Origin of the sequence: Methylobacterium soli, from assembly GCF_008806385.1 — a bacterium.
GTDB classification, from domain to species: Bacteria; Pseudomonadota; Alphaproteobacteria; order Rhizobiales; family Beijerinckiaceae; genus Methylobacterium; species Methylobacterium soli.
Window position 1 is genome coordinate 73,430 of the sequence record NZ_VZZK01000020.1, and the last position, 13,095, is coordinate 86,524.

At 72.4% G+C, this 13,095-nt stretch carries 13 protein-coding genes; 8 read left to right on the forward strand and 5 right to left on the reverse strand.

The window, feature by feature from the left end; genetic code table 11:
* The first annotated feature begins 71 nt into the window (after positions 1–71).
* A complete protein-coding gene (locus tag F6X53_RS18575) occupies positions 72–1,496 on the forward strand; it encodes an FAD-binding oxidoreductase (RefSeq protein WP_151001683.1) in 1,425 nt (474 codons plus the stop codon).
* 105 nt (positions 1,497–1,601) lie between these two features.
* On the opposite strand, the gene F6X53_RS18580 is transcribed toward F6X53_RS18575, so the two are convergent.
* Positions 1,602–2,000 (reverse strand): DUF3775 domain-containing protein, encoded by a 399-nt coding sequence (locus F6X53_RS18580; RefSeq protein WP_151001684.1) that lies wholly within the window; start codon positions 1,998–2,000, stop codon positions 1,602–1,604.
* A 186-nt stretch (positions 2,001–2,186) separates the two neighbouring features.
* Here F6X53_RS18580 and F6X53_RS18585 point away from each other — a divergent pair, with 186 nt between their 5' ends.
* The 5 genes from F6X53_RS18585 (at position 2,187) to F6X53_RS18605 (ending at position 7,178) form a co-directional block, all read left to right on the forward strand.
* The gene (locus tag F6X53_RS18585) at positions 2,187–3,761 is read left to right on the forward strand and encodes a hypothetical protein (RefSeq protein ID WP_244965592.1); all 1,575 of its coding nucleotides are present in this window, start codon (positions 2,187–2,189) and stop codon (positions 3,759–3,761) included.
* Positions 3,762–3,884: 123 nt separating this feature from the next.
* The gene (dapB, locus tag F6X53_RS18590; protein WP_151001685.1) at positions 3,885–4,682 is read left to right on the forward strand and encodes a 4-hydroxy-tetrahydrodipicolinate reductase; all 798 of its coding nucleotides are present in this window, start codon (positions 3,885–3,887) and stop codon (positions 4,680–4,682) included.
* A 102-nt stretch (positions 4,683–4,784) separates the two neighbouring features.
* Positions 4,785–5,420: a 2,3-bisphosphoglycerate-dependent phosphoglycerate mutase gene (locus F6X53_RS18595; protein WP_151001686.1), complete on the forward strand. Its 636-nt coding sequence runs from the start codon at positions 4,785–4,787 to the stop codon at positions 5,418–5,420.
* Positions 5,421–5,430: 10 nt separating this feature from the next.
* Positions 5,431–6,111: an alpha-ketoglutarate-dependent dioxygenase AlkB gene (locus F6X53_RS18600; RefSeq protein ID WP_151001687.1), complete on the forward strand. Its 681-nt coding sequence runs from the start codon at positions 5,431–5,433 to the stop codon at positions 6,109–6,111.
* A gap of 101 nt (positions 6,112–6,212) precedes the next feature.
* Entirely contained in the window at positions 6,213–7,178 is a 966-nt protein-coding gene (locus tag F6X53_RS18605) for a hypothetical protein (protein WP_151001688.1), read from the forward strand.
* A gap of 30 nt (positions 7,179–7,208) precedes the next feature.
* On the opposite strand, the gene chrA is transcribed toward F6X53_RS18605, so the two are convergent.
* The gene (gene chrA, locus F6X53_RS18610; RefSeq protein ID WP_151001689.1) at positions 7,209–8,612 is read right to left on the reverse strand and encodes a chromate efflux transporter; all 1,404 of its coding nucleotides are present in this window, start codon (positions 8,610–8,612) and stop codon (positions 7,209–7,211) included.
* 47 nt (positions 8,613–8,659) lie between these two features.
* On the reverse strand, positions 8,660–10,093 hold the full coding sequence (locus F6X53_RS18615) for an FAD-linked oxidase C-terminal domain-containing protein (RefSeq protein WP_151001690.1): 1,434 nt from the start codon (positions 10,091–10,093) through the stop codon (positions 8,660–8,662).
* A 352-nt stretch (positions 10,094–10,445) separates the two neighbouring features.
* On the opposite strand from F6X53_RS18615, the gene F6X53_RS18620 reads away from it, so the two are divergent.
* A complete protein-coding gene (locus F6X53_RS18620) occupies positions 10,446–10,802 on the forward strand; it encodes a c-type cytochrome (protein WP_151001691.1) in 357 nt (118 codons plus the stop codon).
* A 140-nt stretch (positions 10,803–10,942) separates the two neighbouring features.
* On the opposite strand, the gene F6X53_RS18625 is transcribed toward F6X53_RS18620, so the two are convergent.
* Positions 10,943–11,461 carry a MarR family winged helix-turn-helix transcriptional regulator gene (locus F6X53_RS18625; protein WP_151001692.1) on the reverse strand — a complete coding sequence of 173 codons (519 nt, stop codon included), beginning with the start codon at positions 11,459–11,461 and terminating at the stop codon, positions 10,943–10,945.
* A 345-nt stretch (positions 11,462–11,806) separates the two neighbouring features.
* Here F6X53_RS18625 and F6X53_RS18630 point away from each other — a divergent pair, with 345 nt between their 5' ends.
* The gene (locus F6X53_RS18630) at positions 11,807–12,229 is read left to right on the forward strand and encodes an organic hydroperoxide resistance protein (protein ID WP_151001693.1); all 423 of its coding nucleotides are present in this window, start codon (positions 11,807–11,809) and stop codon (positions 12,227–12,229) included.
* On the opposite strand, the gene F6X53_RS18635 is transcribed toward F6X53_RS18630, so the two are convergent.
* Positions 12,178–12,996 (reverse strand): methyltransferase, encoded by an 819-nt coding sequence (locus tag F6X53_RS18635; protein WP_151001694.1) that lies wholly within the window; start codon positions 12,994–12,996, stop codon positions 12,178–12,180. The genes F6X53_RS18630 and F6X53_RS18635 overlap by 52 nt on opposite strands.
* Positions 12,997–13,095: the final 99 nt, after the last annotated feature.

The following is a 13,095-nucleotide window of genomic DNA, read 5'->3' on the forward strand; positions in this document are numbered from 1 at the left end:
CTCCCGCGGGCTCGGCCCAACCTCCGGCGCCTGATAAGACGGGCCCGGAGTGCCTGCCAGGGACAGTGCCGATGCCCGACGACATCCTCGAACCGTTCCGCGCGCTGCTGGGCGAGGGAGGCGTGCTCACCGCGCCCGACATGCTGGCGCGCTACACCCTCGATCATCGCGCGCTGATGCAAGGCGAGACCCCGGCCGTCTTGCGCCCGCGCGCGGTGGAGGAGGTGCAGGGCCTCGTGCGCCTCGCGCGCCGGCACGGCTTCGGCCTCGTGCCCCAGGGCGGCAATACCGGCTATGTCGGCGGCGCCACCCCCGAGCCCGGCCGGCGCCAGCTCGTCGTCAGCCTCGAGCGCATGGCCCGCATCCGCGCAATCGACCCCCTCAACTTCACCCTCGCCTGCGACGCGGGCGCGGTTCTGGCCGACGCGCAGGCGGCGGCGGCCGCGCATGACCTGCTCCTGCCCCTCAGCCTCGGCTCCGAGGGCAGCTGCCGCCTCGGCGGCAATCTCGGCACCAATGCGGGCGGCCTGCAGGTGCTGCGCTACGGCATGACCCGCGACCTCGTCCTCGGCCTCGAGGTGGTGCTGCCGGATGCCAGCCTGTTCACCGACATGCGCTCCTTGCGCAAGAACAACATCGGCATCGACCCGAAGCAGCTCTTCATCGGCGCCGAGGGGACGCTCGGCATCATCACGGGCGTGGTGCTGAAGCTGTGGCCGGCGCAATCCTTCCGGGCGACCGCGTGGCTGCAGCTCGCCGAGGGTGCGCCGCTCCCCGAGATCAGCGCCCTGGTGCGCCGGGAGAGCGCGGACCTCGCCACCACCTTCGAGCTGATCTCGGCCTCCTCGCTCGGCCTCGTCGCGGAGATGCGGGGCACCCCGATCGGCCTCCGGACCGGGCCGGGCGGCGCGGTGCTCCTCGAACTCCAGGCCTCCTCCGCCCGCATCCCCCTCGACGACGTGCTGATGGGCACCCTGGAACGCCTGATGGAGCAGGGGTGGGTCGAGGACGCGATCCTGGCCCAATCCGAGGCGCAGCGGCGGGAGATGTGGACGATCCGCGAGACGATTCCCGAGGGCGAGAAGCACGCGGGCGGCTCGTTCAAGCACGACATCGCGGTGCCGGTCTCGCGGCTCACGGATTTCCTGGGGCAGGCCGGCCGGCTGCTGGCGGAGCGGATGCCGGATGTGCGGCTGTCGTTCTACGGCCATGTCGGCGACGGCAACATCCACTACAACCTGGTGGTGCCCAAGGGTGAGGACCGCCTCGCCTTCAGCCGCGCGGTCGAGGCCGGCATCGCCCACGACCTCTACGCCCTGGCGATCGGGCTCGGCGGCAGCTTCAGCGCCGAATACGGCATCGGCCGCTTCAAGCGCGATCTCCTGGCGCGCTACACCGACCCGGCGCGGCGCGCCCTCATGGCGACGCTGAAGCGCGGCATCGACCCGGACGGGGTGATGAACGCCGGCGCGATGCTGGAGGACGGGGCCGCTTGATTGCCGGGGCTGCCGGCGCGCCCGCGGCGCCCCGGACTGACGGCGTGGAACGGGAGCATCCCATCACGAACGCTCTCGGCGGTCGCCCCGCGACGGAACGTCCCCTCAGGCCTGCGGCAGGTCCGGGGTGATGCCGAGGGCGTCGAGGCCTTCGTCGAGGAGGTCGCCGGCATCCGGGGAGCCCAGCAGCTCGCGCGCGGCGCCCTCGCCGGCGGCCTCGCGCTCGCGGGCGAAGCGGACCGCCTCGCCCCACTCCTCCGGCTCCATGTCGCCGCGCCCGATATAGAGGAGGGCGAGGAGGCTCGCCCGCTCGTCGTCGTTGAGGCCGGCGATCATGCTGCGCACCTCGTCCTCGGTGGCGTCGTCGGTGCCCGAGACGAGGACGTCGGTGGACCCGTCGTCGATCGGGTTCGAGCCCGAATCCGGATCGGTCTCGCCTTCCTTCACGTCGATCGCCCGCAGCCGCAGGATGATCTCGGTGACCTTGTCGACGGCGATGTCCATGGGCGACTCCTGATGCGGGTGGGCCGAACGGGCCCGGCGCACCGACAACACCTGAGGGCCCGCGCGGTTCGGCGGGACCCGCGCATCTTCTCCGGCCCGCCGGTCCCGGTTCCTCTGACCCGGCTCGGGCGGCATCGTCGGCGCGCGGTCCTTTTCCCGGGCCGGCGGCGCGCTAACTCGGCTGTCGTGTCGACCGCCCTTTCCCTCCCCGCGCTCCTGTCCCCTCCCCGCCTCGCCCGCGCCGGCCTGCGCCTCGGCGCCGTGCTGGCTGCCGCGGCCTGGGCGCTGCCAGCGCGGGCGCAAGGCGATGCGGCGCCGACCTGCTTCCTCACCGGCGGCGGGGCGCTGGAGATCTGCCGCGGCGGCGGCGAGGCCGAGGGCGTGTTGTTCACGCCCCGCCCCTGTGAATTTGCCGGCAATGTCCAGCTTCTGCGCCTCACCGGCATCACGGGCGCGCCGGGCCCGCTCCAGGCGGTCTACCAGGGCGAGACGCCGGCCGAGGCCCGGCGCGGCGGCGAGGCCTGCGCGGCGCGGCGCGCGACGAATCCCCTCGATGGCGGCTCCGTGCGCTCGGGCCGCCTGCCCGAGCAGCTCGCCACCACGATGCCGCCGACCCGTCACCGCCTCTGGGAGATGGCCCGGGCGGTCGCCAGATCCGAGACCCGCGCCGAGACCCGCGCCGAGGCCCGGCGCGAGCGCCGCCGCGGCACGCGCGGGCGCCCCGAGGCCGCCGCGGCCATGCCGGCCGCGGAGCCGGCGGCCGAGGGGATCGCGGCCCGCAACCCGATGGTGATCACCGGCCGCGACTGGGCGGGGGACGAGTATTACTACGTGTTCCTGCTCGCCACCGCACAGACCGAGGGCGGCAACCGCCACGTCCTGATCCAGGCGCGCACCTTCGATTTCGAGCGGTTCGACATCCGGAGCAAGGAAGCGGCGTCCAAGCAAGCGGCGCTTCAGGAAACCGGGAGCCGGGAAGCGGATGGCGCGCTCGTCTGGACGCCGTTCCTGCCCGAGGACGAGGACAAGCCCCGGGGGCGGCGCCGCAGCCGCGAGGCCGGCAACCCGAGCCCGAGCGCGGTGATCGACGAGGCGGGCAAGCCCATCATCGGCAACTGCCCCGGCCAGGGCTTCGACACTCACGGCCTCGTCGGCTCGATCAGCGTGGTCGATCAGCTCTACCACTACTTCTACACCGATGTGCTGCCGGCTGATTGCAACGAGCCGGCGCTGAAGCGGCGCATGGGCCTGTACCTGCGCACCAGCCGCGACCTTGCCGGCGACCGGGTCTGGTCGGCCCCGCGCCTCGTGGCCGAGCCGCTGCCCGCCCAGAGCCTCGTGCGGATCGCCAAGGCCAAGGGCATGGACCGCTGGGCCGTGTCCTATGCCTGCAACCGCCCCGCCAACGCGCCGGGCGGCCCGGTCGCGGATCTCTGCGTGCAATACACTCCCGACCTCTCCGTCGGCTCGCTCGCGAGCCTGACCTGGTTTGCCGCGCCCGTCACCGCCATGCGCTCGCCGGCCTATCTCGGCCTGCGCTCCGGCGGGGACGGCAGCGGGCGCTTCGGGCGCAGCCAGCATTTCTGGATGACCGACCGCTACGGCAACCTCGACACCCCGGCGAGCTTCCCGGCCAAGGCGGGTTTCCTGACCTGGCTCGACCGCCTCGCCCCGGGCCAGGAGGGCACCGGCGCCTCCACGGTGTTCGGCCGCCCGGTCTATTGGGGCACGTGGTCGGTGCGCCAGGTCGGGGCGAAGTAGGGCCGCTCCGCCGGAGGCGTCACAAGTCCCGCCGGAGGCTCGCGGAAGACCCGTCGAGGCTTGGCAGCCCCGCCCCGAGCCTGTACCCCACCCCGACGCAACCGGATGAGAAGGCCAGGGGCAATGCGGCTCGTCGTGGTGGGCGCCGACGGGCGCATGGGGCGGATGCTGATCCGCGCGGTGGCGGAATCCGAGGGCTGCACCCTGTCGGGGGCGATCGAGCGGGAAGGCTCGCCCGCGCTCGGGCAGGATGCCGGGACGCTCGCCGGGCTCCAGCCCCTCGGGGTGCCGGTCACGGACGACCCGCTTCCGGTCTTCGCCGCGGCCGAGGGCGTCCTCGACTTCACCACGCCCGCCGCCACCACGTTCTTCGCCGAGCTCGCCGCGCAGGCCCGGATCGTGCACGTGGTCGGCACCACGGGCCTGTCCGAGGCCGATCTGGGGAAGCTCGCGGCCGCCGCCCACCATGCCCGCATCGTACGCTCCGGCAACATGTCGCTCGGCGTCAACGTGCTGGCGGACCTCGTGCGCAAGGTCGCGGCGGCGCTCGATCCGAGTTTCGACATCGAGATCGTCGAGATGCACCACCGCATGAAGGTCGATGCGCCCTCCGGCACCGCGCTGCTGCTCGGGGAGGCGGCGGCCGAGGGCCGCGGCGTGAGCCTGCCCGAGGTGCGCGTCTCCACCCGCGACGGGCATACGGGCGCGCGCCGCCCCGGCGATATCGGCTTCGCCACCCTGCGGGGGGGCACGGTGGTGGGCGACCACAGCGTCACCTTCGCGGGGGCGGGGGAGCGCATCACCCTGAGCCACCACGCCGAGGATCGCGGCATCTTCGCCCGCGGCGCCGTGCGGGCGGCGCAATGGGCCTTCCCGCAGGCGCCCGGCTTCTACGACATGACAGACGTGCTCGGCCTGTAACCGCCTCCAAGCTTGGGCGCCGGTCGCGGCTCTGCTAGAGCCGGCGCAATGCCCTCCGGCTTCTGGCGCGAAGCCCTTCGGATCTCACAAGGAATCGTCCCGATGGACCGCCTGCTCGTCCTCGCTCGCCACGGCCAGAGCGAGTGGAACCTGAAGAAGCTGTTCACCGGCTGGCGCGACCCGGACCTGACGGATCTCGGCATCGAGGAGGCGCGCCAAGCCGGCCGCTGGCTCAAGGACCAGGGCTACGGCTTCGACGTCGCCTTCACGTCGAACCTGAAGCGGGCGCAGCGCACCTGCTCGCTGATCCTCGGCGAGATGGACCTCGCCGATATCGAGGTGGTCCGCTCGCAGGCTCTCAACGAGCGCGATTACGGCGACCTCTCGGGCCTCAACAAGGACGACGCGCGCGACCGCTGGGGCGCCGAGCAGGTGCATACGTGGCGCCGCTCCTACGACGTGCCCCCGCCCGGCGGCGAGAGCCTGAAGGACACCGCGGCCCGCGTGCTGCCCTACTATATCGAGACCATCCTGCCCCGCGTGATGGCGGGAGACCGGGTGCTGGTCGCCGCGCATGGCAACTCGCTGCGGGCCCTCGTGATGGTGCTCGACCGGATGACGCCCGCCACCATCGCGGGGCTCGAGATCGCCACCGGCATCCCGCTGGTCTACCGCCTCAAGGCCGACACCACCGTGCTGATGAAGACGGTGCTGGAGCGCGACATCGATCAGGAATGAGGCCGGCGGGATGGCCGCCACCGCGCGGGCCGTCGCGCTCGCGCCCGGCCTGATCCATCATCCGGGCTACCTCGATGCCGGGGCCCGGGCGAATCTCGCCCGCGAGGTGGCGGCGGCGCTCGCGCTGGCGCCGCCCGTGACGCCCCGGATGCCCCGCACGGGCCGGCCCTTCTCGGTGCGCATGACGAATTGCGGCGCCCTCGGCTGGGTCTCGGACGAGGCCGGCTACCGCTACCAGCCGCACCATCCCGAGACCGGCGCGCCCTGGCCGGAGATCCCCCCGACGGCGCTCGCGGCCTGGGCGGCCCTGTCCGGCTATCCGGCCCCGCCGGAGGCCTGCCTCGTCAACCTCTACGCCCCGGGCGCCCGGATGGGGCTGCATCAGGACCGCGACGAGATCGACCGGGCCGCCCCCGTCCTGTCGCTCTCCCTCGGGAGCCCGGCCCTGTTCCGCTACGGCGGCCTGCGGCGGGGCGACCCGACCCGCTCGGTGCGGCTCCAACCGGGTGACGCGGTCGTGATCGGCGGCCCCGCGCGCCTGATCTTCCACGGAATCGACCGGATTCTGGCCCCCGAGGCCGATCTCCTCGGCCCGGCGGACGCCCTGCTGCCCGGCTTCCTGCCCTCCGGCGGACGTTGCAACCTGACGCTGCGGCGGGTGAACCCACCGCGCGGCGCCGCCCCACCTTGACACCGGGCCGGCAGGCGCCGACCCATCGCATCGGAGGCGGCCCCCGCGGGGCGGCCGAACAAGCCCAGGCCGAACCGGGGCTCACGCGGAGAACCTGTCCGATGCGGTTGCGTCACGCCCTGTTTCCCGCCGCGCGCCCGCTGGCGGCGCTCGGCTTCCTCGCGGCCCTGTCGGGCGCCGGGCTTGCGGGCGAGCCGGTCTACCCGTCGGGCTCGCGCTTCGGCTTCGAGCCTCCCTCCGACATGGCGCCCTCGCGGCGCTTCGCGGGCTTCGAGCGCAAGGAGGGCGGCGCCACCCTCTCGGTGGTCGAATTGCCGCCCTCGGCCTACGCGGATCTCGAGAAGAACTTCACGGACGAGAACCTGAAGAGCCAGGGCTTCGTCGTGGAGAAGCGCGAGCCGATCAAGGTCGGGGACGCGGACGCCCTGCTCTACACGGGCGAGCAGCCGGCCGAGAGCACCGGCGGGCCGGCGATCCGCAAATGGCTCCTCCTGGTCGGCGACGCGAGCGTGACGGGCCTCGTCATCGCCCAGGCGCTGCCCGGGGCCGAGACCGAGGAGACCATGCGGGGCATGGTGACGGGTGTCACCATCCGGCCGGCCCTCAGCCTGGAGCAGCAGGTCGACGCGCTGCCGTTCCGCATCGGCGACCCGGCGGGCTTCCGGGCGGTGCGGGTGCTGGCCGGCAACTCGGTGCTGCTGACGCAGGGGCCGAAGGACCAGATGTCGAACCTGGAACAGCCGATCCTGGTCCTGGCCCAGGCGGTGCAGCCGCCGCCCACCGCCGAGCAGCGCGACGGCTTCGCCCGCGCGGCGCTCTACGCCAACCAGACCATGAAGGACTTCGTGATCGAGCGCTCGCAGAGCTACCGCCAGAACGGCGTCGACTGGCACGAGATCGTGGCGCGCGCCACCGACCTGCCCTCGAACCAGCCGGTGGTGGTCTCCCAGACCATCCGCTTCGCCCCGGACGGCTACCTGCGGGCCGTCGGCGTGGTGCGGGAGGACCAGCGCGAGGGCACGCTGGCGAAGTTCCGCGAGGTCGTCGACAGCGTCCAGGTGAAGTAGGCGGGACGATCCCGGGGGCGCGCCCGGGGCTCAGATCAGCCCGGCGAGGCGCAGGAGCAGCCCCGCCGCCGCGCTGGCCGCCAGCGTCGCGATCATGCCGGCCCGGAACCGGAACACCGCCGCGAGGGCCGCGCAGGCGAGCCCGAGGGCGAAGGGGTCGAGGCTCGACCAGACCGGCACGTCGATCCGGATCGGCCCGGCCGCCGCGGGCCGGAGCTCGGCGAAGATCGTGTGCAGGGCAAACCAGACCGCGAGGTTGAGGATGACGCCCACCACCGCCGCCGTGACGGCCGCGAGGGCCGCCGCCAGTGCCCGGTTGCCCCGCAACCGCTCGATGTAGGGGGCGCCGAGGAAGATCCAGAGGAAGCAGGGCGCGAACGTCACCCAGGTGGTGAGCAAGCCCCCGAGGGTCGCGGCGAGGAGGGGCGGCAGCGATCCCGGCGAGCGGTAGGCCGCCAGGAAGCCAACGAACTGCGTCACCATGATCAGCGGACCCGGCGTCGTCTCGGCGAGCCCGAGCCCGTCCAGCATCTCGCCGGGCTTCAGCCAGCCGTAATGGTCGACCGCCTGCTGGGCCACGTAGGCCAGCACCGCGTAGGCGCCCCCGAAGGTCACCATCGCCATCTGGGAGAAGAACAGCGCGATCTGGGCGAACACGTCGCCGGGCCCCAGCAGGGCGAGCACGAGGGCGACGGGAGCGAGCCAGACGCTGCCCCAGAGCCCGAGCACCCGCAGGACGTGCCCGTGCGCGGCCTGCTCCTGCGGCAGCGCGTCGTCGCCGAGGAGATAGGGCCCGCCATCCTCCGCGGCGGCGCCGTGGCCGCCGGCCTCGAATTGCGGCAGCCCGGCCCGGCCGCCGAGATAGCCGATCGCTCCGGCGCCGAGCACGATCAGCGGGAAGGGCACGTCGAGGACGAAGATCGCCACGAAGGAGGCCGCTGCCAGGACGACCATGACCCGGCTCTTCAGCGCCTTGCGGCCGATGCGCAGCACGGCCTGCGCGACGATTGCCAGAACCGCCGCCTTCAGGCCGAAGAACAGGCCCGAGACCGCCGCGACCTGACCGAGGAGGACGTAGATCCAGCTCAAGGCCATGATGGCGAGGAGGCCCGGGGCCACGAACAGGCCCCCGGCCACGAGCCCGCCGCGGGTGCCGTGCATCAGCCAGCCGATATAGGTCGCGAGCTGCTGCGCCTCCGGCCCCGGCAGGAGGGTGCAGAAGTTGAGCGCGTGCAGGAAGCGGCTCTCGGAGACCCAGCGCCGCTCCTCGACCAGGATGCGGTGCATCACGGCGATCTGGCCCGCCGGGCCCCCGAACGAGAGCGCCGCGATGCGGGCCCAGACCGGCAGGGCTTCGCTCAGCGTCACGGGGGACGGGCGCAGGGCCGCCGCCCCGGGCTCGCGGGCGGGCGGGCCGAGGACGGCGTCGGTCATGCGGGGACTCGCGTTGCCGGGCGCGGGGGCCGGCGCTGGCATTGGGCTCAGGCGGCGACCCGGCCCTCGAGGGGGAACACCTTGGCGGGGTTCATCAGCCAAGCGGGGTCGAACACGTTCCGCACCCGCATCTGCTGCTCGAGATCGGCCTGATTGTACTGGAAGCGCATCAGCTCGCGCTTCTCGATGCCGACGCCGTGCTCGCCCGTGAGGCAGCCGCCGACCTCGACGCAGAGCTTCAGGATCTCGTCGCCCGCAGCCTCCGCCTTCTCCATCTCGCCCGGCGTGTTGATGTCGAACAGGATCAGGGGATGCAGGTTGCCGTCGCCCGCGTGGAAGACGTTGGCGACGCGCAGGCCGTGGCCGGCGCAGATCGCCCCGATGCGCTCCAGCACGTGGGCGAGCTGGCCGGTCGGGATGGTGCCGTCCATGCAGATATAGTCCGAGATCCGGCCCGTCGCCCCGAAGGCCGACTTGCGGCCCTTCCAGATCGCGGCGCTCTCGGCCTCCGAGCGGGAGACCTTGAGGCTCGTCGGCCGGAACCCCTCCGCGATCGCCGAGATGCGGCCGAGCATGTCGTCGATCTCGGCATCCGAGCCCTCGACCTCGATGATCAGCATCGCCTCGGCGTCGCGCGGATAGCCGGCCCGGGCGAAATCCTCGGTGATCAGGATCGCCTCGCGGTCCATGTACTCGATCGCCACCGGGATGATGCCGGCCGCGATGATGGCGGCGGTGCAGGCGCCCGCATCCTCCACCGAGGAGAAGCCCACCAGCGCCGGCCGCGCCCCTTCGGCCGCGCGCAGGATGCGCACGGTCGCCTCCGTGACGATGCCGAGCTGCCCCTCCGAGCCGCAGACGAGGCCGAGCAGGTCGTAGCCGCCGCTGTCGAGATGGCCGCCTCCGATCTCCACCACGGTGCCGTCGTTCATCACCAGCGTGACGCCCATCAGGTTGTTGGTCGTCACGCCGTATTTCAGGCAATGCGCCCCGCCCGAGTTCATCGCGATGTTGCCCGCGATGGTGCAGGCGAGCTGGCTCGACGGGTCGGGGGCGTAGAAGAAGCCCTCGTGGCTGACCGCCCCCGAGATGGCGAGGTTGGTGATGCCGGACTGCACCCGCGCGGTCCGGTTGGCGAAATCGAGGTCGAGGACGCGGGTCATCTTGCCGACCCCGAGGATGATGGCATCCTCCTGCGCGATGGCGCCCCCGGCGAGCGAGGTGCCGGCGCCCCGCGGCACCACCCGGACGCCGTTCCGGTGGCAATAGGCCATCACGGCCGAGACCTCCTCGGTGGTGGAGGGCAGCACCACCGCGAGGGGCATGCGCCGGTAGGCGGTGAGCCCGTCGGTCTCGAAGGCGCGGCGCTCGTCCTCGCTGGTGATCAGCGCCTCGGCGGCAACGAGGGGACGCAGGCCCGCGATGATCTGCTCGCGCCGGGCGACGATCTCGGGATCGGGAACCGGGAAGGCGATCGACATGGCGTTCTCCCAAGAAGCGGCACAGCGAAGAAGCGGCGGCAATCCGGCGGCGGCTTTGGGGCCGTAGCCCCGGTCGTCGACCCCGAACAGGTTCGTGGGCGCGACGGCGCCGCCTTCACCGTCCGCTCAGCTTCACACGCGCAGGATGCGACGCGAAGCCGGGTTCGTCCGGTCCCGCCTGTTCTAGCCGAAAGCCGCGTCCCGCGCATCCGGAACAGAATCGTGGCCTTCCGGCTTCCTTTCGTCGCGGGACCCCTCAATGCGGAGCTAGCGTTCCTAGACTCGATCTGTTCTAAACGTCGAGCTCGGCTATAAGCCACGGCGGTTCACATCGCCCAATGGAGGAAAGTTTATGCGTCATCTCATCCTCGGCGCCGCAATCGCGCTGCTGCTGCCCGTCGCGGCCCAGGCGCAGGACGCGGCCGCCGGCGAGAAGGCCTTCGCGCCCTGCAAGGCCTGCCACGCCTTCGGCAAGAACGGCGTCGGCCCGGACCTGAAGGGCGTCGTCGGCCGCAAGGCCGGCACGCACGAGGGCTACAACTACTCCGCAGCGCTGAAGAACTCGGGCCTGACCTGGGACGAGGCGACCCTGAAGGAGTGGATCAAGGATCCGAAGGCGAAGGTTCCGGGCAACAAGATGGTCTATCCGGGCCTGAAGGACGACAAGAAGCTCGACGACCTGATCGCCTATCTCAAGACGCAGTCGTAACGGCTTCGCACCGGGCCATCGCAGGATCGCCCGGCACGGACAGACGGGCCGTCTTCCCGAGCGGGAGGCGGCCCGTTCGCATTTCGGGGCTTCGGTGAGAACTCCGCCCACTCACGGGCGGGCGGAGGATCGCGGGCGGCTCAGGCCTGATCGGCCGCGCGTTCGCGCCCGTTCGCGGCACCGTCGTGCAGCCCGGAGCGCAGATTGACCAGGTGGTCGAGGAGCTCGCGGCGGTTGCCGAGGTCGAGGCCGGTCATGCCGCCGGCCTGGTCGGGGATGCAGGCCATCCGCCCCTGCAGGTCACGGCCCTTCGGGGTCAGGAAGATGCTCACCTGCCGCTCGTCGGCCCGGTCGCGGGCGCGGCGGACATGGCCCGAGCCTTCGAGCCGCTTCAGCAGCGGCGTCAGCGTGCCCGAATCCAGGAACAGGCGCGTGCCGATCTCCTTCACGCTCAGCCCCTCCTCCTCCCACAGGACGAGGAGGACGAGATATTGCGGATAGGTGAGGTCGTGCTCGGCGAGCAGCGTGCGGTAGGCGCGGCCGAAGGCGTGGGCCGCCGCGTAGACGGCAAAGCAGAGCTGGTTGTCGAGCCGCTGCGGATCGAGGGGGTCGACAGGACGCGCCGGGATCGCTCCCGAGCGCGGCGGCTCCGACCTCATCGGCCTCTGCCCGTTCGGCTCACGACGGGTCGACATTCACACCACCCCGCTCGGGCACGCACGTCTGCGCGCCGCAGTTCCTGAATTGGAGCAATATCCTAGCCACACTCCCGGCCTCGCACAATCACGGCAGGACAGACTCGCGCCAGATCGATTGCGTCCAATCGAATTCGGTGCGACAACACGATATCGATTGCGCACAATCGATATCGTGCCTATTCTCACCACATCGCCAGGATGACGCGAAATCGGCCCGCGCACACCGACACATGTCAATCGCGCGCCGAATACGCAACCACCGATTGCGCGCCTCCAACAGGCAATACCCAGATCCGGGAGATGATTATGCAGGCTCTCTACACCGCCCACGCCCATGCCACCGGCGGCCGCGAAGGCTCGGCCGCGACCGATGACGGCAAGCTCGGCCTCACCCTGTCGACCCCGAAGGAGCTCGGCGGCGCCGGCGGCCACGGCACCAACCCCGAGCAGCTCTTCGCGGCCGGCTACGCCGCCTGCTTCCTCGGCGCGATCAAGTTCGTGGCCGCGCAGGACAAGCTGACGATCTCGGACGACGCCAAGGTCGAGTCGACGGTCGGCATCGGCAAGCGCCCGGACGGCACCGGCTTCGGCCTCACCGTCACCCTCAAGGCGACGCTGCCGGGCCTCGATTCCGCGACCGCGCAGGACCTCGTCAAGCGCGCCGACGTGGTCTGCCCCTACTCGCACGCCACCCGGGGCAACATCCGGGTCGACATCTCGGCGGCCTGATCGGCCGAGCGCTGGACGAGGCAGGTGGCGACCGCGTAGGTGACGCGGGCGCCGCCGGCCTCGAAATGCCGGAGAACCCGGCGCAGGGTTCCGGCCGGGAGCGGCGCGCGGCCCGCTGACGTGCCGGCGCCGATCGCCCGCAGGGAGGCCAGGAAGGCGTGCCCGTCGGGATGGGCCTCCGCCACCGGCGCCACCGAGACCGAGACCGTGCAGCCCGGGAGCCGGAGATCGGCCAGACGCGCCGCCGGCGGGTAGCGCGGGGTGGCGGGCGCGACGCCCTCTGCCCGGTGCGCCCGCGCCCATTCGGCGAAGGTCCCGTCCGCGAGCGTCGCCACCGCGAGCCATCCGCCCGGCGCCAGCAGCCGGCTCAGGCCCGCGAGCGCGCCGGGCAGATCCTCGAACCATTGCGCCGCGAGGCTCGAGGCGATCAGGTCGAAGCCCGGTTCGCCCGACAGGCAGGGCCGCTCGCCGTCCATCGCGAGGAAGCGCAGGCGCTCCGCCGCCCCCATCCGGGCGCGGCAGCGGGCGAGCATGCCGGGCGCGATGTCGGTGACGAGCATCGGGCCCGCCGCGATCCGCGCCCGCAGGGCGGCGGTCAGGAAGCCCGTGCCGCAGCCGATCTCGAGGATGCGGGGCCGCGCCGGCAGCGCCAGCCCGGCGATCCGCACCGCCAGCGCCTCCGCGACCGGCCGCTGGATCCCGGCCGCCCGGTCATAGGTCTCGGCGCCCTCGAAGGCGCGCGCGACCGCCTGCTTCCATGACGACATCGTTTGCGGCACGGCTCGGCTCGCGGAACAGCTTGGCTGCGTGAGGTCGCGGCTTAGCCCGGGGCACGCCCGGCCTCAAGGCGCCGGGACCCGAGGCCC